At 58.4% G+C, this 21,718-nt stretch carries 19 protein-coding genes; 6 read left to right on the forward strand and 13 right to left on the reverse strand.

What is annotated here, in order from left to right:
• Positions 1-9: 9 nt before the first annotated feature.
• A complete protein-coding gene (locus BM036_RS16660) occupies positions 10-1,215 on the reverse strand; it encodes an ISL3 family transposase (RefSeq protein WP_091854363.1) in 1,206 nt (401 codons plus the stop codon).
• A gap of 461 nt (positions 1,216-1,676) precedes the next feature.
• On the opposite strand from BM036_RS16660, the gene BM036_RS16665 reads away from it, so the two are divergent.
• Positions 1,677-2,477: a hypothetical protein gene (locus BM036_RS16665; RefSeq protein WP_143066636.1), complete on the forward strand. Its 801-nt coding sequence runs from the start codon at positions 1,677-1,679 to the stop codon at positions 2,475-2,477.
• Between the two features lie 38 nt (positions 2,478-2,515).
• Here the strand turns inward: BM036_RS16665 and BM036_RS16670 are convergent, their stop codons facing one another.
• Entirely contained in the window at positions 2,516-3,655 is a 1,140-nt protein-coding gene (locus tag BM036_RS16670) for a tyrosine-type recombinase/integrase (protein WP_091854445.1), read from the reverse strand.
• A 316-nt stretch (positions 3,656-3,971) separates the two neighbouring features.
• Between BM036_RS16670 and BM036_RS16675 the strand changes: the two genes are divergently transcribed.
• Positions 3,972-4,703, forward strand: coding sequence for a TIGR04283 family arsenosugar biosynthesis glycosyltransferase (locus tag BM036_RS16675; RefSeq protein WP_245742699.1), 732 nt, complete (start codon positions 3,972-3,974; stop codon positions 4,701-4,703).
• Complete coding sequence (locus BM036_RS16680) at positions 4,700-5,341, forward strand: TIGR04282 family arsenosugar biosynthesis glycosyltransferase (protein ID WP_091854446.1); 642 nt, start codon at positions 4,700-4,702, stop codon at positions 5,339-5,341. Before BM036_RS16675 ends, BM036_RS16680 begins: the two co-directional genes overlap by 4 nt.
• On the opposite strand, the gene BM036_RS16685 is transcribed toward BM036_RS16680, so the two are convergent.
• Both BM036_RS16685 and BM036_RS16690 read right to left on the reverse strand, forming a co-directional pair.
• Positions 5,320-8,166 carry an insulinase family protein gene (locus tag BM036_RS16685; protein WP_091854447.1) on the reverse strand — a complete coding sequence of 949 codons (2,847 nt, stop codon included), beginning with the start codon at positions 8,164-8,166 and terminating at the stop codon, positions 5,320-5,322. The two genes, BM036_RS16680 and BM036_RS16685, sit on opposite strands and share 22 nt — an antisense overlap.
• 47 nt (positions 8,167-8,213) lie before the next feature.
• Positions 8,214-8,510: a hypothetical protein gene (locus tag BM036_RS16690; protein ID WP_091854449.1), complete on the reverse strand. Its 297-nt coding sequence runs from the start codon at positions 8,508-8,510 to the stop codon at positions 8,214-8,216.
• Positions 8,511-8,738: 228 nt separating this feature from the next.
• On the opposite strand from BM036_RS16690, the gene BM036_RS16695 reads away from it, so the two are divergent.
• The gene (locus BM036_RS16695) at positions 8,739-10,721 is read left to right on the forward strand and encodes an SDR family oxidoreductase (RefSeq protein WP_091854494.1); all 1,983 of its coding nucleotides are present in this window, start codon (positions 8,739-8,741) and stop codon (positions 10,719-10,721) included.
• A 15-nt stretch (positions 10,722-10,736) separates the two neighbouring features.
• Here BM036_RS16695 and rnt read toward each other — a convergent pair whose 3' ends face one another.
• Together rnt and pyrC are read right to left on the reverse strand one after the other, a co-directional pair.
• Positions 10,737-11,369, reverse strand: a complete 633-nt coding sequence (gene rnt, locus BM036_RS16700; protein ID WP_091854450.1) for a ribonuclease T — start codon at positions 11,367-11,369, stop codon at positions 10,737-10,739.
• 66 nt (positions 11,370-11,435) lie between these two features.
• On the reverse strand, positions 11,436-12,470 hold the full coding sequence (pyrC, locus tag BM036_RS16705; protein WP_091854452.1) for a dihydroorotase: 1,035 nt from the start codon (positions 12,468-12,470) through the stop codon (positions 11,436-11,438).
• Positions 12,471-12,602: 132 nt separating this feature from the next.
• On the opposite strand from pyrC, the gene BM036_RS16710 reads away from it, so the two are divergent.
• Positions 12,603-13,559, forward strand: coding sequence for a flagellar protein MotY (locus BM036_RS16710; protein ID WP_091854453.1), 957 nt, complete (start codon positions 12,603-12,605; stop codon positions 13,557-13,559).
• 69 nt (positions 13,560-13,628) lie between these two features.
• Here the strand turns inward: BM036_RS16710 and BM036_RS16715 are convergent, their stop codons facing one another.
• The gene (locus tag BM036_RS16715; RefSeq protein WP_091854455.1) at positions 13,629-14,558 is read right to left on the reverse strand and encodes a histone deacetylase family protein; all 930 of its coding nucleotides are present in this window, start codon (positions 14,556-14,558) and stop codon (positions 13,629-13,631) included.
• Positions 14,559-14,748: 190 nt separating this feature from the next.
• On the opposite strand from BM036_RS16715, the gene BM036_RS16720 reads away from it, so the two are divergent.
• Positions 14,749-17,493: a bifunctional acetate--CoA ligase family protein/GNAT family N-acetyltransferase gene (locus BM036_RS16720; protein ID WP_091854457.1), complete on the forward strand. Its 2,745-nt coding sequence runs from the start codon at positions 14,749-14,751 to the stop codon at positions 17,491-17,493.
• A gap of 363 nt (positions 17,494-17,856) precedes the next feature.
• Here the strand turns inward: BM036_RS16720 and rdgC are convergent, their stop codons facing one another.
• From rdgC to BM036_RS16750, 6 genes are all read right to left on the reverse strand, one after another.
• A complete protein-coding gene (gene rdgC / locus BM036_RS16725) occupies positions 17,857-18,783 on the reverse strand; it encodes a recombination-associated protein RdgC (protein ID WP_091854459.1) in 927 nt (308 codons plus the stop codon).
• 74 nt (positions 18,784-18,857) lie between these two features.
• Positions 18,858-19,058 (reverse strand): DUF2788 domain-containing protein, encoded by a 201-nt coding sequence (locus BM036_RS16730; RefSeq protein ID WP_091854460.1) that lies wholly within the window; start codon positions 19,056-19,058, stop codon positions 18,858-18,860.
• Between the two features lie 109 nt (positions 19,059-19,167).
• A complete protein-coding gene (gene yaaA, locus BM036_RS16735; protein ID WP_091854462.1) occupies positions 19,168-19,938 on the reverse strand; it encodes a peroxide stress protein YaaA in 771 nt (256 codons plus the stop codon).
• Between the two features lie 12 nt (positions 19,939-19,950).
• On the reverse strand, positions 19,951-20,217 hold the full coding sequence (locus tag BM036_RS16740) for a glutaredoxin family protein (RefSeq protein ID WP_091854464.1): 267 nt from the start codon (positions 20,215-20,217) through the stop codon (positions 19,951-19,953).
• Positions 20,217-20,966 carry a YciK family oxidoreductase gene (locus tag BM036_RS16745; protein ID WP_091854496.1) on the reverse strand — a complete coding sequence of 250 codons (750 nt, stop codon included), beginning with the start codon at positions 20,964-20,966 and terminating at the stop codon, positions 20,217-20,219. Before BM036_RS16745 ends, BM036_RS16740 begins: the two co-directional genes overlap by 1 nt.
• Positions 20,967-21,045: 79 nt before the next feature.
• Positions 21,046-21,717: an HAD-IA family hydrolase gene (locus BM036_RS16750; RefSeq protein ID WP_091854465.1), complete on the reverse strand. Its 672-nt coding sequence runs from the start codon at positions 21,715-21,717 to the stop codon at positions 21,046-21,048.
• Between the last annotated feature and the right edge of the window lies 1 nt (position 21,718).

A 21,718-nucleotide genomic window follows, 5' to 3' on the forward strand; every position in this document is an offset into this window, starting at 1 on the left:
AAAAAAGGTTCATCGCGCTTTACCGGGAAACGCTGCTTTTATCTTTAAGAAGAAGTAGCCGTTATCCCGGTAGCCATACGCCATCCTCTTGATCACCTTGATCTTGTTGTTCATGCCTTCCAGGACGCTGGTGTTCAGGCGGTAGGTCGCACTGGCAACGATCCCCTCTACGTAGCCTTTAAGGCGCCGAGCAAACTGCTGCACGGGCGCCAGCCCACTGCTCATGGCCAACTCCAACCATTCGTTCCAGCGCCGTCTGGCCTCGGCTTCAGACGGGGCATACCACAGTTCTTTGAGTTGGTCTTTCAGCAGGTAAACGGTCATCAAGGGCTGGTTGGCTTGTAGCAACTCTTCCAGCTTCACAGCCTGTTCGGCCTTGAGGTTGCCTCGGTTCCTCAACAGCAACCAGCGACTTCGTTTAACCACCTTGCGCGCCGGTCTGTCATGACGTAGCTGGTTCGCCTGATCAACCCTGACACGGTCGATCACTTCCCGACCGAACTTGGCCACGACATGGAACAGGTCGTAAACAACACGGGCCTGTACGCAGTGGTGCTGGACTTCCAGGTCCATAGCCGTGTTCATGTCCATGGCGACCGCTTCGACCTGGGCGCAAGCTTCCGGCCCCAGCCATTCAAAGAAGGGCCGTATAGCCTGTCGGCTATTACCTTCACCAACCCATAGAACCTGCTGAGTGTCGGCATTGATCACAACGGTGGCGTAACGGTGGCCCTTGAACAGGGCAAATTCGTCCATGATCAGGCGATGTATCTGGCTGCGGTCTGGTTCGGTAACCTCACGGGCAAGCCGATGTTGATCAATGGCTTTGACCGTATGCCAATGCAACCCCAACAGTTGAGCCACATGCTGCACCGGCATCAAGCGGACCAGGGATTCGACCCAGTTGACCATGCCGGCTGTCAGGCGCTGTCGACCGGCCAGCCATCGAATCTCTTCCAACTTGGGGCCACAGGTCGCACAGCGAACACGCCGCACAGGAACCTCCAGCCAGACGCGGTACTGGAACAGGTCACGCTCCCTCACCCGGCGAATAGTCGTGTCATGGATGGCAAGGCAGTGCTGATGGCAACCACTGCAACATGGTTGGTAATCATCCGCAGGATGCAGTCGGATCAGCAGGGACTGAGGAGCAATCTGGGCATAGGAGTCAATCGTGAATCCTTCCCAGAACAGGGCAAGAGGATTAGCATGCATAGTGACGGCGGTGAGTCGATTGGCTTTGTTGTTTTGGCGAACTCAAAACTAACCGGTTTTACCGCCGTCTCCTACTTTTTCACGGTTATCTGCGAAGAACCAAAAAAAAGGCCCCATATTTCAGAGGCCCTTTACTGTCGAGTTGTATCTGCATCGATTCATTTGAGGGTGTGAGTCGACAAATAATTACCGGTACACAACCAACTCAACATACTTCTTTTCACCCCATCCCTGGGGCATGTATCGAACATGGAGAGGGGGAGGGCTATTTGTGAGATAATCCTGTTCCGCGAAGGAATTCCATATCCGATACCTATAATTATATCAGAGATGAGGAATTTTGCAATATAAATGCGATAAAAAAACAAATATTTTTTGAAGCCAAAAAAAAGCCCCAGCACAAAGTGAGGGGCGAATATTACTGCATTGAGGAGTTCACATATGAATAAATCAAAACTTGATTGGCTATCTCTGCTTTGATATTAACTATTATAAGGCCTTATTCTTTAAAGTCAATAGATGAAATACAAATAAAGGTATTGTTGATGGGCGTATATAGTCGGGTTCAGAAGAAATTTGCAGATGCTTATCCTCTTTTGATGCACCAAAGGGAGGGTGGTTCTTTTGATCGGTTTGGATTGGAAGTAGGTCCAGGTTGGTATCCTCTGGTTTATGAGCTTTTTGGATTGGTTGATGACATGCAAAGAGTTACCGGAAAAGCAGCAAGCATAAGTCAGGTCAAAGAAAAATTCGGGACTCTTCGTATCTATTGTAATCTGCCGTGCGAAAGCATTGAGCAAGATATTCTTGAGACCGTCTTTGAGGACATGTCATCTCATACATGTGATTTTTGTGGATCACCTGGTCGTCTGAGTGATAAAGCTGGATGGTGGGCGACACGTTGCGACAAGCACAGGGGGATCAGTGATTTTGATGAGGCTGAAAGACTGAGAACCAAGTCCGCTGAGGAATTTCTAAAGTATGAGCGGCAGGGGGTTATTACAGAGGGACTTATATACGCTGACGCTAAAAGGTCTGAGAAAGGCCAGGGCTTTGCTTGTCTTGTGCTGTATGCTTTGCCTGAGCGGATTGATGATCTATATGATGGACTTATGGAAAAGCTGACTGTGACTGAGTATGTAGATCGACCGGTCGACGAGCTTGCTAAGATAGTTGAAGACTTGAAAAAGCAGGGGAAGAGGATTGCAGCGGTCGGTGATGGCTCTGAAGACTCAAGAAAAGCTGTCGGCAGTAAGTGGTAGAGAGCTGGGGAATCAAGGGGGCAGAGCCCCCGAGACTCTTAAAAGTCTTTGAAACCGAGGATGTCCTCGATCTTGATAGATGCTTCTTTTGAGCGGCTGGCAAATGCATGCAGATATTTTGCAGTTGTTTCGATTTGTTTGTGACCCATCATTTTTTGGACCACGTGTATCGGATAGTGCTCGATCAGGTATGAGCAGTAGGTATGACGGAAGTCGTAAAAGCGCATGCCTTTGATGTCAGCGTAATCGACAATTTTCCCCCAAACCGTGCGGAAGGTTTTTAGACGATCCTGGGTGCGGGAATTGAAGAACAGCCAGCCCTCGGGGTTTTGCTCCCACTCTTTTGCTAGGTAGTCCTTAATAACCTCTTTAAGCTTTGGCGGAAGCTCAAGATACCTGGCGACTTGTGTCTTTGTGCCTGACGCAGGGATAAGGATCTGACCCTGTTCAAAGTCGATATCCTTGACCCTGACCTTGAGTGTCTCGGATGGCCTGGCCCCGCTCAGCACAGTAAAGAGGATGATCGTCTGGTCTCTGAGTGAGCAAGTTTTGAGGACGGTCTGCACTCGCACCATTTGTTGAGGGGTGTAGATCTTTGCGACAGTTGCATTTTTATCGATCACGAACGTTACTCCGCTTGTGTGATGCTGACTGATGTGGTTTTTTCGGCTGGCATATTGGAGCATCCCGTGCAGGGCGTAGTACTGCTTTCTGAGGGTCTCGTGAGTCCGCCCATCTTGCAGCCTTTCCCGCTTCCAGATATCAAGGTCGTGTGCATAAAGCTCGTTGATCCGCTTGCCACGGATAGAGTAGGGGAAGCGTTTTATTTCGCCATACACTCCCTTTGATGCGACCTTTTTGTAAACCTTTTCGAGGTAGTCATCGACTTTGTATGTGTCGTAAAACTCAACGCTTTGTGTCTCATACTGATCACTGATGCCCCGAGCCCGCCTCCTCATGTGATTGAGTTCCTGCTTTGTCAGCTCGTAAGCATCCACTGAAAAAAGCTTCTGGCTTTTGCCTCGTTTGATGTAGCAATAGAAGGTCAGGCGTGTCTTACCAACTCGACAAAATAGAGTGGGGATATCGGTATCGTAAAAATCGAAAGGCTTTTTCTTACCTTCTGCAACGCTGTCTTGGGCTGCTCTGAGGCGGTCTAGTCTCATCAGATCTTTCATGGCCGGGCTCCTTGGTGGGATGCACTATGATCATAGCAAAATAATGCAGCAGTAAGACAAGAATAGTGCAAATCCGCGCACGAGGGGTAAAAACGGGTGATTTTTGGGGTCTGTAAGCCCTTGTCTTGCATAGTAAAAACAATGGCTTACGAAATAATGGGGTCAAGTCATCCCCTTAGGAGGGGGACGCTCTATCCAGATGAGCTACGGGGGCGTTTCGCCGGAAAGGCCGGTATAATAACGGGCTCATGCCCAGGTCTCAAGGCGGGTAGGTCGATCCGCCGGTTCCATTCACGTTTTTGCGTCGGAGCACACGGTGCCACGGTCGCCTACTGTCAGCATTATTATTCCCGTCCTGAACGAATCTGCCGCCATTGTGCCGACGCTTCAGCGCCTTGCTGCCTTGCGTGAGCGGGGAGCCGAGGTGATCGTGGTGGATGGTGATAGCACGGATGATACCCGCGCTCTCGCGGAGCCGCTTTGCGATCGACTCGTGCTGTCAGAGCGGGGCCGTGGGGTGCAGATGAACCGTGGGGCGGCTGAAGTAACCGGTGAGGTACTGCTGTTCTTGCACGGTGATACGGTGCTCCCGACGGAGGCCGACAGAGCTTTAAAGGCCTTCCTGCTCAGTGACCGGGCCTGGGGGCGCTTTGATGTGCGCCTCAGTGGCAACCGGCCAGTGTTCCGGCTCATTGCGTCCATGATGAACCTGCGCTCCCGGCTTACCGGTATTGCGACAGGGGATCAGGGCATATTCGTGCGCCGCGGGATATTTGAGAAACAGGGCGGTTTTCGGGAGATGCCGTTAATGGAAGATATCGAGTTTTGCCGCCGACTCAGACGGGTCTCTCGTCCTTTCTGTATCTCCGAATCCGTGGTTACCGACAGCCGTCGTTGGGAGCAGCATGGTACCTGGCGGACGATCTGGCTGATGTGGCGACTGCGGTGGCGGTACTGGCGTGGGGCTGACCCTGCCGACCTGGCGTTGGCCTATCGCACCGAAGTCAGGCGGAGCACAGCACGGTCTTCGGAGGTCGGGCAGGAATGAACGCTTCTGTTCAGCTGGTCCAGTTTGCCAAGTGGCCGCGGGAAGGGCGGGTGAAGACCCGTCTTGAGCCCGCGCTGGGCCGTCAGGGCGCCCTTGCGGCCCATATACATCTGACAACGACGGTCATGGATCGGCTCCAGGCCAGTGGTCATCCGGTGGTGCTGGCCTGGGACGAGTTCCTTGCAAAGGCGCCGCCGGAGGCTGGCCCTGTGCTGGCTGTCATGGAGAAGTACCACGTGCCTTCGACAGTTCAGCAGGGGGAGGATCTTGGCGAGCGGATGACCCACGCCCTGGGCGTCGGGCTCGCAAGTGCTGGCATAGCCATGGTAATTGGCAGCGATTGCCCGTCAGTGGACGCTGCCTATATCGAAGAGGCCAGGCAGGCGCTCGACGACGTCGATGTGGTGTTTGGGCCTTCGGATGACGGCGGCTACGTGCTTATCGGCGCCCGCAACACCCGGCCGGACATGTTGGCCGGGGTAGCGTGGGGAACCGGGAAAGCCCTGGAGCAGAGCATTGCGGCGGTGCAGGGGGTCGGCCTGTCAGTGGCGATATTGGCGCCTCGCTGGGATGTGGATGAACCAGCCGACTGGGACCGGTTCATCGCGATGATCGGTCAGCCCTCCACCGGCGGCTGATTCCGCAGCTTGTCCAGGGTAGCTGCCGAGGTTTCCAGTGCTGCACCGGTTGTCACCAGCAAGCTGGCATCACGGTCGATCAGCGCTCGGTCGAAAGTCGCCAGTAACGCTTCCCTGCTAACCTCGGCCACAGCGGCAGCAAGCTGTTCCCGGCTGTCGAAGTCGGTGGCCTGGCGGTCGATTTCCCGCCAGTAGCGCTCGGACACAGACGACAGGGTGCGCTCCTGTTCCATCAGTTTGCTGATGACCGCTTGTCGCTCCCGTTCCAGGGCCTTTTCGTCCATGTCGGCCAGACGCTTACGGAAGCTAGTGGCGAACTCGGATACGGCCTGGTCAATTTGTTCCGCACTGGCCTCGGGCGATTGCACGACAAGGCCGATGGCCGGGGTTTCCAGCATCTCAAACGGGGTCGCATACACCACATAGCCCAGTTGGCGGGTGGTGCGCAGCTCCTCGTAGAAAGCGCCGCTGACCACCTGGGTCAGCAGGCGGAAGCGGGCGCGTTCGGCAAAGCTCGTATCACTACCCTGGCTGTAACGCAGGTAGCCGGTATCCGGGTGTGGAACCTGTAACCGGATGGCGGTCTGGCCATCGGGCAGGTCCCGGACCTGGCTACGGCTGACCGTCGCCGCCTGTGACTCCTGCAGCAGCGTGGCCTTCGCCTGCTGGGCAGTGTTCAGGGCAAAGGCCCGGGTGGCATTACCGTGAACCAGCATGACCGCGTCGACGTCTCTGGTGAACGCCTCGGCAAATGCTCGCAGATCAACCACCGACAACGCCTCTGCTGCGTCCAGCTTCTCCTCGGTGGTCCAGGTCCCCTGGATCAGCGCATCCTGCGCCAGTGAGGCGGCCTGCGACACGGGTTTGTCCTGCAGTTGGTTGCGCAGACTGTCGACGAGTTGCTGGCGGGCAATGCGGAAGCGTTGCTCGCTGATGGCCGGATCGGCCAGGGTCGCCATCACACGGTTCATCAGCACCGGCAAGCGGTCGTGGTAGCCTCCGGTACGGACAGTCAGGCCGCGGAGGTGCGGGTAGATTCGGTAATCCAGGCCGGCCATCTGCGCCGGATAGGCCCAGGGGTTGAGCTCCACCGACACCGCATCTGCCAGCAGGTGGGTCAGCACCTGGCCCCGGGGAGACTCTGTGGTCAGCGGCGAGCGCAGGCTAAGGTAGATGTTCGCCTCCGGCCGACCAAAGCGGGTGTCTTTTGCGTGCCAGACCTCAAGGTTGTCCAGGGTAGCCAGCTTCTCCGGGTGTGCCATTGACGGCCCCTCCAGCAGACTGAGGTCCTCCGGAATAAACGGGTTTTTCCGGGGAAGCGCCAACTGTTCGGCGAGGGCTGTTAGCTGTTGGCCGGGGCTCGGCACTTCAATGTTCTTTTCCAGCACGAAAGGCGTGTCGTACCAGGGGCTCCTGTCGGCATCCTCCGGCAGGGCTTCGTTGGTGCGCAGGGTAATGAGCAGGTTGTCCGGGGTCAGCTCGTTCAAGAGGTCAAGGTACTGATCCGGCGTGTACTCCGTCATCATCCAGCGGGCCCGGAGCACGTCTTCAGGGGCTACCTCCTGCATTTCCATGGACAGGCGCATGGCAAGGTGCAGGGGCTGCGGGCGTTGCTGGTAACGGAAGTCGATCTCCGAAAGTTGCCGGTCTTCTTCGAAGCGGAACCGGTCTATGCCCTGTTCCCGGACCAGTCCGATATAGTCAAACGCCAGCGCGATGATCTCGTCCTGATGGTTGAGACCCTCATCGGTCAGGGCCATGCCCAGCTCCAGGCTGGAATGGTGGCCCGTGTCGGTGCCGCTGCCGGCAGACAGGCTTTCCACCCAACCCTTGCGTTTCAGCACATCGAACAGGCTGCCCGGGCCCTCGTGGCCAAGCAGGCTGGCGACATAGTGCATGGGCTTGGTGCGATAATGTTCCTGCTGTGAGGGAATGGGAAATACCAGCTTCAGCTGTTTGATATCCTTGATGGTCTGAACCTGCAGGCGGGCAGGAAGGGCGTCGTTGTCGAATAACGGCTCCTGATGTTCTTTTACCTCGAGGTTCCGGTTTTCAATCGCGCTGAACCGAGGGCGCACCATGCTCTCGAGTTCATCCAGGGGCTGGGGGCCGTATACCGCCAAGGTCATCAGGTTGGCAGAGTATTCGTTTTCCCAGAACTCAATAAGGTCAGCCCTCAGCGGGCGTTCGTCGGTGTTGTCCAGGGTGATCAGGTTGCCCACGGAAAACTGACTGAAGGCATGGTCCGGGTTGCTGATGGCCTTGCGGACTGAAAAATACCGGCGGCCATCTTCTTTGAGTGAGGCACTGTATTCCGAATGCACGGCGTTACGCTCACGGTCCACCAGATCGGCGGTGAACAGGGGAGCGGCAAACTGCTGGGCGAAGCGGTCCAGCGCGGGTTCCAGGTGGGGGGCCTGGATATCAAAGAAATAGTTGGTGTCCTGGAACGCGGTAAAGGCGTTATGAGTCCCGCCGTGGCTACGGATGAACTGCTGGTACTCACCCGGATCCGGGTATTTTTCGGTGCCCAGGAACAGCATGTGCTCAAGGAAGTGTGCCAGACCTTCACGGCCGGCCGGGTCGTTGCCGCTGCCCACGGCAACGTTCAGGGAAGCCGCGGCCTTGTCTGCATCCGGGTCGGAGATCAGCAGTACCTCCAGGCCGTTCTCCAGGCTCAGGTACCGGTATTCATTGCTGTCCGCCGGGCTTTTGATGGGCTCCACACGCTCCGGGCTGGCTGCCTGCGCCGTTGAGATCGCCAGCAGTGCCAGCAGTGCGGCCATCCAGGTGAACATCAGGCGTGCAACAGAATGATTACCCATGCAGTGATTCCTTTACCGGTTTAAACGGGAGTAGCGGTGATGACTGATCAGTGCACCTGGCCCTGGTCGGTTGCGGCAGGATGCTGGTCCAGGGTGATTCTGGCAAGGGTGGCAGCCTCATCAGCACTGAGTTTGCCGGAGGCAATGCGTTCCAGCACCGAGGCCATTACCGCAACGGCCTGACGCTGCTCGGCGAACTCGGCCTGGAAAGCATCATCAATCGCCTGGTAGACGGCCTGGATTTTCTCTTCCCGGCTGCCGCTGTCTGTGGCGGTGTCATTGATGGCCTTGAGACAGGCGCGGGCAATGGAAATGTAACGATCAGCATTGTCCTGGCTGGACATTAACGGTTCTCCTGGCTGGCTGACTGTCCGGGGTGTTACTTCGTTTGGAGATCCCCGGGATGATTAGGACCGGTATTATCGCATCTGGTTCCGCGGGATGCATTTCGCGGCAACACTGAGACAGGTCAAATGTTTATTGTATTCGCGTTTCGCGATGCCCCATGTTGGCATAGAGTAAGGGTCAGGAAGACAACCATTACAACAACGTGAGCGCAGGGCAGGATGATCATGAACTATTTTCTGACGGGTGGTACCGGTTTTATCGGCCGTTTTCTGGTGGAAAAGCTGCTGGCCCGGGGCGGTAAGGTCCACGTGCTGGTGCGGGAAGAATCGCTGGACAAGTTTGAGAGCCTGCGTAAGCGGTGGGGTGAGGGGGCTGACCGGGTGAATGCTGTAGTCGGCGACCTGAACAGGCCTGGCCTGGGCCTCGATGCCAGGGCCCGCAAGGCCCTGACGGGTAAGGTAGACCACTTCTTCCACCTGGCCGCCGTGTACGACATGGCATCGGACGCCGACGCCCAGCAGCAGGCCAACGTGGAGGGCACCCGCCACGCACTGGAGGCTGCGGAAGCTCTCAAGGTCGGTTGCTTCCACCACGTTTCATCCATTGCCGCCGCCGGCCTGTTCAAAGGCACCTTCCGGGAGGACATGTTTGATGACGCCACCAACCTCGACCATCCCTACCTGAAAAGCAAGCATGACTCTGAGGCGGTGGTGCGTAACGAGTGCCAGGTTCCGTTTCGCATCTATCGCCCCGGCATGGTGATAGGCCACTCCTGCACCGGCGAAATGGACAAGGTGGATGGCCCCTATTATTTCTTCAAGCTGATCCAGAAAGTCCGCCACGCGCTGCCCCAGTGGGTTCCCACCATTGGTGTGGAGGGCGGCCGGCTCAATATCGTGCCGGTGGATTACGTGGTAGACGCCCTGGATTTCCTGGCCCACAAGGAAGGGGAAGACGGTCAGTGTTTCCACCTGGTGGATCCCGATCCGTACAAGGTGGGAGAAATCCTCAATATCTTTTGTGAGGCCGGGCACGCACCCCGTATGGCCATGCGGGTGGACTCTCGCATGTTCGGGTTTGTGCCGCCGTTTATTCGACAGTCACTGAAAGGACTGCCTCCGGTGAAGCGCCTGACCTCGGCTGTCCTGGATGACCTGGGCATTCCCGACTCGGTACTCTCGTTCATCAATTACCCGACCCGGTTCGACAACCGGGAGGCGGAGCGGGCGCTCAAGGGTAGCGGTATCGAGGTGCCCCGGTTAACGGACTATGCCCCGGTGATCTGGGACTACTGGGAGCGGCACCTTGACCCGGACCTCTTCCGTGATCGCAGCCTGCGGGGTGCTGTCGAGGGCAAGGTGTGTGTGGTGACCGGGGCCACGTCGGGTATTGGCCTGTCTACGGCGGAAAAACTGGCCGATGCGGGGGCCATCCTGGTGATTGGCGCCCGCAAACCGGAACGGCTCAAGGAGGTGACCGAGGCCCTGCGCGAGCGGGGAGCGGAGGTCCATGCCTACCAGTGCGACTTCGCCGATATGGAAGCCTGCGACCGGTTTGTAACCGACGTTCTGACCAATCATGGTGGGGTGGATGTGTTGGTGAACAACGCGGGGCGCTCCATTCGCCGTTCGCTGTCCCACTCCTTCGATCGCTTTCACGACTTTGAGCGCACCATGCAGCTCAATTACTTTGGCGCTGTGCGGCTCATCATGGGCTTCGCCCCGGAAATGCTGAAACGCAAGCGGGGCCATGTGGTGAACATCTCATCCATTGGCGTACTGACCAACGCCCCCCGGTTCTCCGCCTACGTGGCCTCAAAGTCTGCCCTGGATGCGTTCAGCCGGTGCGCCGCCGCAGAATGGTCCGACCGCAACGTGACGTTCACCACCATCAATATGCCGCTGGTGAAAACGCCGATGATAGCGCCCACCAAGATCTATGACTCCGTCCCCACCCTGACACCGGATGAAGCAGCGGACATGGTTGCCGAAGCGATTATCCACCGCCCCAAGCGAATTGCCACCCGGTTAGGCGTTTTCGCCCAGGTAACCCATGCAGTAGCCCCGAAGCTCGGGGAGATCGTGATGAATACCGGTTACCGGATGTTCCCGGACTCGCCCTCTGCAACCGGTCGAAAGGGCGAGCAGGCAAAGGTCACCTCGGAGCAGGTGGCCTTTGCCGCCCTGATGCGGGGAATTCACTGGTAGGGGAGCCTCCGGTGGTCAGGTTCCTGAGCCTTCGCTGGTTGCCTGTGGCAGCGGGAATCCGCCCAGGGTTTTCCAGCGATTGACAATGCCACAGAACAGGTCCGCGGTTTTCTCGGCGTCATAGGCTGCGGAGTGGGCCTCACGGTTACTGAACTCCAGTCCGGCCCTTTTACAGGCTTCGGCCAGCACGGTGTGGCCATAGGCCAGGCCCGCCAGGGTAGCCGTGTCAAAGGTTGAGAAGGGGTGGAACGGGTTGCGTTTGATGTCCGCCCGCTCCGCTGCCGCGAACACAAAGTTATGGTCAAACGTGGCGTTGTGGCCCACCAGCACCGCTCGCTTGCAGTCAAATGCCTTGACCGCCTTGCGGATCGGGAGGAACACATCCCGCAGGGCATCCTTCTCGTTGATGGCCCCACGGTCCGTCGCCCATGGATCAATGCCGGTGAAATCCAGGGCGGATTGCTCAAGGTTCGCCCCCTCGAACGGATGCACATGGCGGGAGATAGTCTCGCCCCGGTGCAGCCACCCTTCTTCATCCATGGTGATCAATACGGCGGCCACTTCCAGCAGTGCATCGGTACGCGGGTTGAAACCCCCGGTCTCCACATCCACCACAACCGGCAGAAAGCCCCGAAAGCGGCGGGCCATGGGGTGGGGTGTCCTGGTTTCGTCAGTCACAAGGTCTCCGGATCGGAAAAGGGTTCAGGGGCGCTCTCAGGCGAGGCGCCAGCGCAGGGTTTCACCGGCCTTTAAAGGCACAATCCGGCCACCTGCCAGGGGCAGTGAATCCGGCACCGTCCAGGGCTCCCGGGTGAGTGTGATGGTATCCGTGTTGCGGGGCAGGCCATAGAAATCGGCGCCGTTGAAACTGGCAAACGCTTCCAGCTTGTCGAGGATGCCGAGGTCTTCGAAGACCTCGGCATATAGTTCAATCGCTGCGAAGGCAGAATAGCAGCCGGCGCAACCGCAAGCGGTTTCCTTGCGGTCCTGGGCGTGGGGGGCCGAATCGGTACCCAGGAAGAAACGGCGGTCACCACTGACCACGGCATCCTGCAGGGCCTGCTGGTGAACGTTTCGCTTCAGTACCGGCAGGCAGTAAAGGTGTGGCCGTATACCACCGACCAGCAGGTGGTTGCGGTTGTACATCAGGTGCTGGGGGGTAATGGTCGCGGCCAGGCGATCTTCGCCGTGTTCCCTTACGAAGCTGGCGGCATCCCGGGTGGTTATGTGTTCCATGACTACCCTCAGTGTCCGATGCCGTTCCATGACCGGGGCCAGCACCTGGTCGATGAACTGCTGCTCCCGGTCAAAGATATCCACGTCATCGTGGGTGACTTCACCGTGAACCAACAGCAGCATGCCGCACTCGGCCATGGTGGCCAGTACCTCGTCGATTTCCCGGATATCACGGACGCCAGAGGCCGAATTGGTGGTCGCGCCAGCCGGGTAGAGCTTGGCGGCGGGGATACCGGCCGCGTTCGCCTCCCGGATATCGTCGGGGGTGGTGGAACCGGTGAGATACAGGGTCATCAACGGCTCGAAGCCGGTGTGGTCACCCAGGGCCTCCAGGATGCGCTGCCGGTATGCTTCTGCCTGCCCGGCGGTGGTTACCGGTGGCACCAGGTTAGGCATGATAATGGCTCGCCCAAAGCGCCGGGCAGTCGCTGGCACGACATCCGCCAGCACATCGCCATCCCGCACATGGAGATGCCAGTCGTCAGGGCGGGTAAGGGTGATCTGATCAGTCATGGTGGCGTTGGCTCCGGTTGATCCTGGCGCGAAAAAACGCCGCGAGTATACCAGAAGGAGAGGGCTAAAGAATCCGGCCGATCAGCCGATACCCTTTTCAGGTACCTTTCAATCGGACATCCGGAAACCGTTATGGCAATACAGCAGCGGGCAGGACAATCCTCAGCCTCTTTACCGGCAGGCAGACGTTTCCGCAGGTCACTACTGGCACTGTTCGTTGGTAGTGCTCTGGTATGGACCAGTCTGGCTGAAGCCCGCAGCTTTGGCGCGGGAATCGAGAACAGTGACTGGTATCTGTCGGAATCGGTGTTTGATTGCACCCTGAGCCACGAAGTGCCCGGTTACGGACGTGCGGTCTTCAGTCACCGGGCGGGCGAGCAGCTTTCATTCTACCTGGAATCCGACCTGCCACTGATGCGCCCCGGTCGGGGGCTGTTGGTGGTCGAGGCGCCGGCCTGGCGCCCCGGGGAGGGCACAATGCGGTTGGGCTATGTCAACGTGAGCAATGATCGCAAGGCTGTGGAAGTTGGCCATCGGGAGGCCATGGCCATGGTAGAAGGGCTGCTTTCGGGAATGGCACCAACGGTTACCCGCCAGGCCCGCTATGAGGGGGACCCCGTCAGGGTCCGGCTGTCCAACATCAACTTCCGGGCCCCGTTCGAGAACTACCGTCGCTGCGTGAGCGGTCTTTTGCCGGTCAACTTTGACCAGATCCAGCGCTCCAGGGTGCCTTTTGCATCCGGTAGTGCCGGGTTGTCAGATAACGACCGGAAGCTGTTGGATAACATTGCTGCCTATGTCGAGGCCGACCAGACCGTCGAGCGGCTGCTTGTGGACGGTCATTCGGACAGCATTGGCAGTCGTATCCAGAATCGTGCCCTGTCAGAGGAGCGCGCGCGCGTGGTGGCGGACTACCTGGTACAGGCTGGTGTGCCGGAGTCGATGATTATTGTACGGTCCCATGCAGACCAGTTTCCGGTATCGAATAACCCGGCGGACAATCGTCGGACAACGATTCGCCTGGAGCGGGAAGGCCAGGGCCAGGAGATTCGCCGCGCAGATCGGGGCGCAGGCGCCTACAACGGCTGATCAAGCGGGTCAGGAAACCCGCTTGCGAGTATAGCCTCCTCAGCATCCCTGAGCTGATAAAGGGGTGGGTTAACGCCCTGCCCGAACCAGCTCACCCACGTGTACGCCAACGCTCTCTGCCAGGGCCCGGAGGTGATAGCCGCCTTCAAGCGTTGATACGATCCGGTCGTTGGCGTATTCCCTGGCAACACCGGTCAGCATCTGTGTCAGCCACAGGTAATCGTCGGTTTCCAGGTTCATCTCTGCCATCGGGTCCAGCCGGTGGCCATCAAACCCTGCCGAAATCAGTATCAGCTGCGGCTTGAACTCTTCCAGCCGCTTCAGCCAGCCTGCTTCCACCAGCTTGCGATATTCTGGCCCCTGGCATCCGCCCGGCACCGGCACGTTAACGATGTTTTCCGGCAGCCGGTAGACGTGGGAGTGGGGGTAGAAAGGATGTTGGAAGCTGGAGCACATCAGGATGCGCTCGTCACCCTGCACGATATCCACCGTGCCATTACCCTGATGTACATCGAAGTCGATGATGGCAACCCGCTCAAGGTGGTGGAAGGTCAATGCCCGCATGGCGGCCAGGGCTATGTTGTTGTAAAAGCAGAACCCCATGGACTTGGCGCGCTCGGCGTGGTGTCCCGGCGGCCGGGCACAGATAAAGGCATTGGTCACCTGACCACTGAGCACCATATCGACCGCTTCGATATTGGCCCCGGCGGCAAGCCTGGCAGCACGGAGGGTATCCGGCATCAGTGCTGTGTCCGGGTCGGTAAACACCCGGCCCTTGGTGGGTTGCATCAGGTCCAGCTGATGCAGGTACTTCTCCGGGTGCACCATCTGCAGCTGGTCTCGGGTAGCCTCGTCCGGGCGAACCCAGTCCAGCTCCTGGTCCAGGCCAGTATCTTCGATATAACTGATAATCCGGCTCAGACGTTCCGGTGATTCCGGGTGCTCGGCGCCCATATTGTGCATGGCGCAGTCGTCGTGGGAGAAAAACGCTGTTGTCATGTTATTGATACGTTCCTGACAAGCCCCCAGGGCGTAAATGAATAATCTCATGGTAACAGGGATCTTCCGGCTTCGCTGCGTTTCTTTGGTCGTAGTCAAACCCGGCGCGATTTTCGTTTTACATCAAGAACGCAGCGCCTAAGATAGAAGCTATCCCACAGCGTTAATGTCTGTAAAAGGAGACTGCATTTTGGGCACCCGATACCTGGAAAGCCTGTTCAATCCCTCATCCATTGTGGTCGTTGGTGCGTCCGAACGCGCCGACAACCTTGGGGGCATGGTACTGCGTAACCTGTTGGGCGGAAGCTATCCCGGTCGGATGCTGGTCATTAACCAGAGCAGCTACGAATCGGTGCATGGGGTACCTTGCGTGGCGCGGGTGTCCCAAATGGAGTTCAGCCCCGAGCTTGCCATCGTCTGTACGCCGCCGGACACAGTGCCCAAGGTGATAAGGCGTTTGGGCAAGGCCGGGGTTCGCACCGCCATGGTAATGACGGGTGGTATGTCCCGTGCCCACTCCAAGACGGGACAGCCATTGATGTACTCTGTGGGCGAAGCGGCCCGGGAGACCGGTATACGGGTGCTGGGGCCCAATACCATCGGGGTGATGGTTCCGGCACGAAGCCTTAATGCAACCTATGCCCATATGGGGGCACTACCGGGAAAGGTGGCCTTCGTGGGGCAATCCGGCAGCGTGGCCAGTGGTGTGATCGACTGGGCATTTGCCAGGGGGGTGGGGTTTTCCTACTTCCTGACTCTCGGGGACTCCATGGACATCGACCATGATGACCTCATTGATTACCTGGCCCAGGACTCCCAGACCCGCGCCATCCTGCTGCATATCGAGAATATCCCCAATCCCCGCCGGTTCATGTCTGCGGTGCGGGTGGCCGCGCGCACCAAGCCGGTCATTGCTGTCAAGAGCGGCCGGGTACCGGAGTCCGAATGGTTTCGCCATGAGCTGCCGGCAGGCCTCAACCGTAGTGACCCCATATATGACGCCATGCTGCAGCGCGCGGGTGTGTTGCGGGTGGACGGTCTGGGGCAGATGTTTGATGCCCTCGAAACCCTGTCCCGGATGCGTCCGCTGAAACGGGAATCCCTGGCCATCATGGCCAACGGCGTGGGCCCCGGGGTTCTGGCCGTGGACCGCCTGGCGGCCCTGGGGGGCGAACTTGCCACCCTGTCGCCGCAATCCGTAGACGCCCTGGCGGAGATCCTGCCGCCTTACTGGACCCGCAAGAACCCCATCGACCTGAACTACGATGCTTCCCCTGAACTATACGCCAGGGCCATTCGCATCCTGGCGAAAGACCCGGAGGTCTCCAACGTACTGATCATGTACTCGCCGAGCCTGACGGAAGATAGCCTTCAGATAGCTGACGCCGTGGTACAGGCCATCAAGGGAACCCGGCTGAACGTTTTCACCTGCTGGCTGGGGCAGAGTACGGTGATGGATGCGAGGGATGAGTTCTATCGGGCGGGCGTGCCTTCATTTTTCTCACCGGAAAAGGCGGTGATGGCGTTCATGCAGCACGTTAACCACCAGCGGGTACAGCGGCTGCTGGGGGAAACCCCGGAAAGCTTTACGGATCATTTCGCCGACCACTCCCATACCCGCCGTATCATTGTCAATGTGAAGCGCTCTGGTCGCAACCACCTCACCAACAACGAGGCACGACAAATCCTCAGCGATTACCACATCAACACGGTGCCCACCGTGTATTGCGATGATGTGGAAGAAGTCCTTGAAGCCTTCGCTGTGGAGCGTCGCCCGGTGGACGTCACCCTGATGCACCAGCGCGCCTGTCACCCATTCATGGAGTACCAGTCAGGGCAGGGGCGCTACCGCTCCACTGTGCACGGACTGACCAACGAAAACGATCTCATCGACGCTTGCCGTCAGCTGATGGAAGAGTACCAGCAGCACTTTCCGGAAAGCGGTTTCCTGGGCTTTGCTGTACAGCGCTCCTACAAACATATTGACGGCATCGCCTTCAGCGTCGGCATCACCCGCGACCCGCTGTTCGGCCCCCTGGTAGTCTGCGGAGCCGCCGGTGCACAGATTAATGTCATGACCGACCGTCAGACGGCCTTGCCGCCGCTGAACATGGTGCTGGCGCGTGAGCTGCTGCGACGCACCTATATGTACCGGTTGCTCAGGGAGTTCAGCACCCAGCCGGAACGGGACATCCGGGCGATTTGCGAGGTTCTGATCACCCTGTCGCAGATCGTTATCGACCAGCCGGAGATCCGCGGCCTGGAAATCTCGCCATTGATGTTCGACAACGAGCAAATTCTGGCGGTGGATGTGGCCATTGACCTGGCCGACGACCCCGGCAAGCCCATCATCCAGCCGTACCCCAGGGAACTGGAAGAGTGGATCGTACTGCCCAAGTCGGGTCGCCGGGTCATCATCCGCCCGGTGCTGGCCGAAGACGAGCCTGCCCACCGGGCCTTCCACGAGCACCAGTCACCGGAATCCATCCGCTACCGGTTCTTCCAGTTCCGTAAGCACTTCTCACGGGAAGACGTGGCCCAGATGGTCCAGATCGACTACGACCGGGAGATGGTCTTCATTGCCAATGCGCCCCGTGAGGATGGCGAAGGCGAGGAAACCCTGGGCACCGTCCGGGTCTGGACTGATGCCGACAACCTGCGCTGTGAGTTCGCGGTCATGGTCCACGACAAGATGAAGGGCGAGGGGTTAGGGGTGGCCCTGATGCAGAAGATGATCGACTACTGCCGTGCCCGGGGCACCATGGAGATGGTCGGCAACGTACTACCGGAGAATCGCCCGATGTTGCAGCTGGCGGAGCACCTGGGTTTCGATATCCATTACAACCGGGAAGAGGAGGTGATGGACCTGCGGTTGGTGCTCAACGAGCCGGAGAAGGACTGGCAGCGGGAGCGCCTGGCGAAGGCACATCATTAAAGCCCATTGTCTTGAGGTGCAATCGTTCTTGGGTGCAGGCGCATGGTCGGAGGGGGACTTTTCTGGACACGCCGTAAATCCATCCATGGAGGCTCTTCAAAAACGTCCCTGTTTTTGAAGGTCCAGAAAAGTCCCCCTCCGACCACACGCTTCTGGCTATTCTCGTGCCTTCGGGGGTTAAAGGCGTTATCTCGGAGTTTAAAGGGCGTGGGCCAGGTAGCTTGTTCCGGGACCTTCAAAAACAGGGACGTTTTTGAAGAGCCTACAGGGACGTATCCACGGCGTGTCCCGGAACAAGCTACCTGGCCTGCGACCCGGCACCGAACCAATCAGGCTAGGGACCAGGCACCAATCTGAAAAGGTCTACTCGGAGACAATAGCCGACGTATCCTCCCCACCCATGGCATCGAGCATACCCGGAATGAGCCGTGACAACTCCAGCGTCATCAGAGAAAACGCGGCATCAAACTTCGCAGCCGCATCATCGGAGTCAACGTCATCCAGCTTCTCCTGGAGCGTCTCCCCGAACTTCAGCCGGCGGATACCAAACTCCTCATCCAGCACAAACGACACATTCTCATCCCAGGTCAGCGACAACTTCGTCACCTGCATCCCCGCCGCCAGATGATTCTGGATCTCGTCAGATTTCAGGTCCATACCCTTACAGCGAACCACGCCCCCGTCCTCAGAGGGATCTTTCAGCTCACACTCCATACCCAGCTCGATTGAGGCCGGCAAATCAATAGACTCATCCAGCCAACCGGTAAAGGTGAACGCCGGCGCCTGCTCCAGCACCGGTGGACGCACCGGCAGCGAACCAAGACTCTGGCGCAGTGCAGAGGCCACATCTTCCGCCTGCTTCGCCGAGCCGGCATCCACCACCATGACACCGTCAGCAGGAGACAGATACGCATAGGTACGGCGATTGCGTGAAAACGCCCGGGGCAAAAGTTCCAGGGTTACCTCCTCCTTGATCTCGTCCTTCTCCTTCTTCCGGACCTTGCGGCCCTGTTCCTGCTCGATGGCTTCGGCTTTCTCCTCAACCATCTCCTTGATCACCGGGGCTGGCAGAACCTTCTCTTCCTTGCGCAGGGCCACCAGGTGGTAACCACCGGCGCTATGTACCAACAGCTCGCCGTGCTTGCCCAGGGGCGGCACCCAGCCATGGCGGGTGGTCTCCTGCGGACCGCAGGGTTTGAAGGCGTCGGCGGCCAGCTTTTCCTCCAGCGCTTCCGCGCTGATATCAAACGGCTTGGTGAAGCGGAAAACTCGGGCGTTACGAAACCACATGGAGTCGGGTCCTTGCGTTGTTGTTCAGTTCAGTCGGTTATTGAGCGGGCGGTGCTGGTGGTGGGGGTGTCTGGTTATATCTGCATGACTTCAACCAACACGGTCTTGATCACAAAACCTACCACGCCGGCACCCAGCACGGTAAAGAGGGCGATGGTACCAAAACGGCCGGCCTGGGACTTCTTCGCCAGGTCCCAGACGATAAAACCCATCCAGCCAATCAGCCCGGTGAGGCAGACGTAGAGGGCAATTTCAGAAAACAGCGCTTCATTCATGCAAGGCTCCGTCAGGTTTTTCAAACACAAAAGCAGTCGCCACCAGCCCCGGAGAGCTGGTGACAAAAAGAATTCAGTTGGTGCGGAACGGCGGCGTTGTTATTGCGGCTTATTGCTCGTCGCGCAGGAAGGTCCAGTTATCGCCGGAGGACTGCTCCTCACTGAAGCGATAGCCGGCCAGGTCGAAGCCTTTGAGGTCATCGGCCTGGGTGATGCCATTGGTAATGGCGTAACGGCACATCAGTCCACGGGCTTTCTTGGCGTAGAAGCTGATCATCTTGTACTGGCCGTTCTTCCAGTCCTTGAACTGGGGGGTAATGATCCGGGCGTCCAGCTTTTTCTTGCGAACGCTCTTGAAGTACTCGTTGGACGCCAGGTTGACCAAAACACCGTCATCGGCCCGGAGTTCCTCGTCCAGGGCATTGGTAATGGTATCGCCCCAGAATTCATACAGGTCCTTGCCCCGCTTGTTCTGGAATTTCGTGCCCATCTCCAGGCGGTATGGCTGCATCAGATCAAGGGGGCGCAGCACACCATAAAGGCCGGACAGGATGCGCAGGTGCTTCTGGGCGAAATCAAATTCTTTCTCGCTGAAGTCCTGGGCCGCCAGCCCCGTGTAAACGTCACCGTTGAAGGCCAGCACCGCCTGCCGGGCATTTTCCGGGGTGAAGGGTGTGTGCCATTGCTGGAAGCGTTCCGCGTTGAGCTGGCCCAGTTTTTCGCTGATGCCCATCAGGTTGCTGACCTGGTGAGGCTCCAGGGTTTTCAGCTGGTCAATCAGTTCGCAGGCCTCATCAAGAAAGGCCGGCTGGGTGTGTTTCTCGGTGGCCAGTGGGCTCTCGTAATCCAGGTTCTTGGCAGGGGAGACAACCATTAACATGACAGCAAATCCTCAGTGAAGTTGGCCTGATGGTGCGCCTGCCTTCGGACCCAGGAAGTCCAGCAGGTCATCCCGGGTGAAGGGCCAGCCCAGTTCGGCACCGGTATCTTCCCGGCGCAGTACCGGAATCCGCGTGCCGTAACGCTCCACAAGTGCTTCCGACGATGCGATGTCTACCGCTTCTACCGGAATCGGATGGGGCAGGGGTGTGTTGATCAGCAGGTGTTCCGCCAGCTCGCAAAGTTCGCAATGACTGGTGGTAAAGAACGTCAACTGCATTACTTTTCCTGGGCGTTCAGTTGCTGACCGGTGACCCCGCGGCTATCCGGGCCCATCAGGTACAGGTAGCTGGGCATCAGATCTTCAGGGGTCGGGTTATGCATGGGGTTTTCTGCCGGGTAGGCGTGGGCCCGCATGTTGGTTCGGGTAGCGCCAGGATTAAGGCTGTTGACCCGGATGTTATGGCGTTCGTCGTCCAGCTCGTCCGCCAGCAGCTGGCTAAGGCCTTCCAGCGCAAACTTGGATACGGCATAGGCTCCCCAGTACGCCTTCGCCTTACGGCCGACACCGGAGGAGGTGAAAATGACCGAGGCGTCTCCCGCCTTGCGCAGCAGGGGGATGGTGGCCCGGGTCAGAAGGAACGGGGCGGTGGCGTTGACGTGCATCACCTTGTTCCAGGTTTCCGGATCGTAGAGCTCTACGGGGCTACGGGTACCCAGGATGCCGGCGTTATGGAGCAGGCCATCCAGCTTGCCGAAATTGTCCTCGATGGTCATTGCCATCTCTTCGTAGTCCTTGACGGCTGCGCCTTCGAGGTTCAGCGGCACGATAGCCGGCTTGGGGTGACCGGCGGCCTCGATCTCGTCGTACACGGATTCCAGCTTGGATATGGTACGCCCCAGCAAGATGACTGTGGCACCGTAGGCTGCGTATGTCTTTGCGGCAACACGGCCAATACCGTCTCCGGCACCGGTGACCAGGATGATCCGGTCCTTCAGCAAACCCTCAGGGGCCTGGTAGGTGTGCATGGGGTTGTCCGCCATAAGACAGTATGCTCCTGCGTATTGTGCTTGGTTTATCGCTCTGCCGCCGCTGTTCGGCAGGCGGCTAGTGTATCAGTTTTACCAGTTCGTCGACGGTATCTACGATATGGTCGGCTTGCCAGAGATCAACCTCGGACGGCCGCACGATGTAACCATAGCGAACCGCTACGGTGACCATGCCTGCGTTGCGACCGGCCTCGATGTCCCTGACATGGTCGCCTACGTAGATACCGCGATAAGGGTCCGCGCCCATGCGTTCACAAGCCAGGTGAAGTCCTTCCGGGGCCGGCTTGCGCTCGGTTACATGGTCGGGGCAGATCAATGCGCTGCAGCGGTCGTCCAGGGCAAGGGCGGCCAGCAGTGGCTCTGCGAACCTGGCGGGCTTGTTGGTCACGATTCCCCAGGGTACACCCGCATCCTCAAGGGCACCCAGCAACTGGTCCATGCCGGTAAACAGTTCCGTTTCCTCGCAGATACCGGCTTCGTAAAGATCCAGGAAACGGGCGTGCCGCTCCCGGTAGCCAGGGTCTTCTGGCTCCAGGCCAAAGCCCAGGCGAATCATGGCCCGGGCACCGTCGGATACGTGGGGGCGGATACCTTCGGCTGGCAAGGGCTCAAGCCGGTGCTCCTCGCGCAGGCTATTGAGGCAGCGAATAAAGTCCGGTGCGGTATCTATCAGTGTGCCGTCCAGGTCGAACAGGACCGTGGACGGCGGCCTGGGTAATGGCCTCGCCATG

The sequence above is a fragment of the Marinobacter segnicrescens genome (assembly GCF_900111555.1).
GTDB lineage: Bacteria > Pseudomonadota > Gammaproteobacteria > Pseudomonadales > Oleiphilaceae > Marinobacter > Marinobacter segnicrescens.

What these genes read in the sequence shown, in the direction of transcription:
- BM036_RS16660 (WP_091854363.1), bottom strand. Translation starts at nt 1,215, where the DNA reads ATGCATGCTAATCCTCTTGCCCTGTTCTGGGAAGGATTCACGATTGAC.
- BM036_RS16670 (WP_091854445.1), bottom strand. Translation starts at nt 3,655, where the DNA reads ATGAAAGATCTGATGAGACTAGACCGCCTCAGAGCAGCCCAAGACAGC.
- BM036_RS16680 (WP_091854446.1), top strand. Translation starts at nt 4,700, where the DNA reads ATGAACGCTTCTGTTCAGCTGGTCCAGTTTGCCAAGTGGCCGCGGGAA.
- BM036_RS16685 (WP_091854447.1), bottom strand. Translation starts at nt 8,166, where the DNA reads ATGGGTAATCATTCTGTTGCACGCCTGATGTTCACCTGGATGGCCGCA.
- BM036_RS16690 (WP_091854449.1), bottom strand. Translation starts at nt 8,510, where the DNA reads ATGTCCAGCCAGGACAATGCTGATCGTTACATTTCCATTGCCCGCGCC.
- BM036_RS16695 (WP_091854494.1), top strand. Translation starts at nt 8,739, where the DNA reads ATGAACTATTTTCTGACGGGTGGTACCGGTTTTATCGGCCGTTTTCTG.
- rnt (WP_091854450.1), bottom strand. Translation starts at nt 11,369, where the DNA reads ATGGCCCGCCGCTTTCGGGGCTTTCTGCCGGTTGTGGTGGATGTGGAG.
- pyrC (WP_091854452.1), bottom strand. Translation starts at nt 12,470, where the DNA reads ATGACTGATCAGATCACCCTTACCCGCCCTGACGACTGGCATCTCCAT.
- BM036_RS16710 (WP_091854453.1), top strand. Translation starts at nt 12,603, where the DNA reads ATGGCAATACAGCAGCGGGCAGGACAATCCTCAGCCTCTTTACCGGCA.
- BM036_RS16715 (WP_091854455.1), bottom strand. Translation starts at nt 14,558, where the DNA reads ATGACAACAGCGTTTTTCTCCCACGACGACTGCGCCATGCACAATATG.
- rdgC (WP_091854459.1), bottom strand. Translation starts at nt 18,783, where the DNA reads ATGTGGTTTCGTAACGCCCGAGTTTTCCGCTTCACCAAGCCGTTTGAT.
- BM036_RS16730 (WP_091854460.1), bottom strand. Translation starts at nt 19,058, where the DNA reads ATGAATGAAGCGCTGTTTTCTGAAATTGCCCTCTACGTCTGCCTCACC.
- yaaA (WP_091854462.1), bottom strand. Translation starts at nt 19,938, where the DNA reads ATGTTAATGGTTGTCTCCCCTGCCAAGAACCTGGATTACGAGAGCCCA.
- BM036_RS16740 (WP_091854464.1), bottom strand. Translation starts at nt 20,217, where the DNA reads ATGCAGTTGACGTTCTTTACCACCAGTCATTGCGAACTTTGCGAGCTG.
- BM036_RS16745 (WP_091854496.1), bottom strand. Translation starts at nt 20,966, where the DNA reads ATGCACACCTACCAGGCCCCTGAGGGTTTGCTGAAGGACCGGATCATC.
- BM036_RS16750 (WP_091854465.1), bottom strand. Translation starts at nt 21,717, where the DNA reads ATGGCGAGGCCATTACCCAGGCCGCCGTCCACGGTCCTGTTCGACCTG.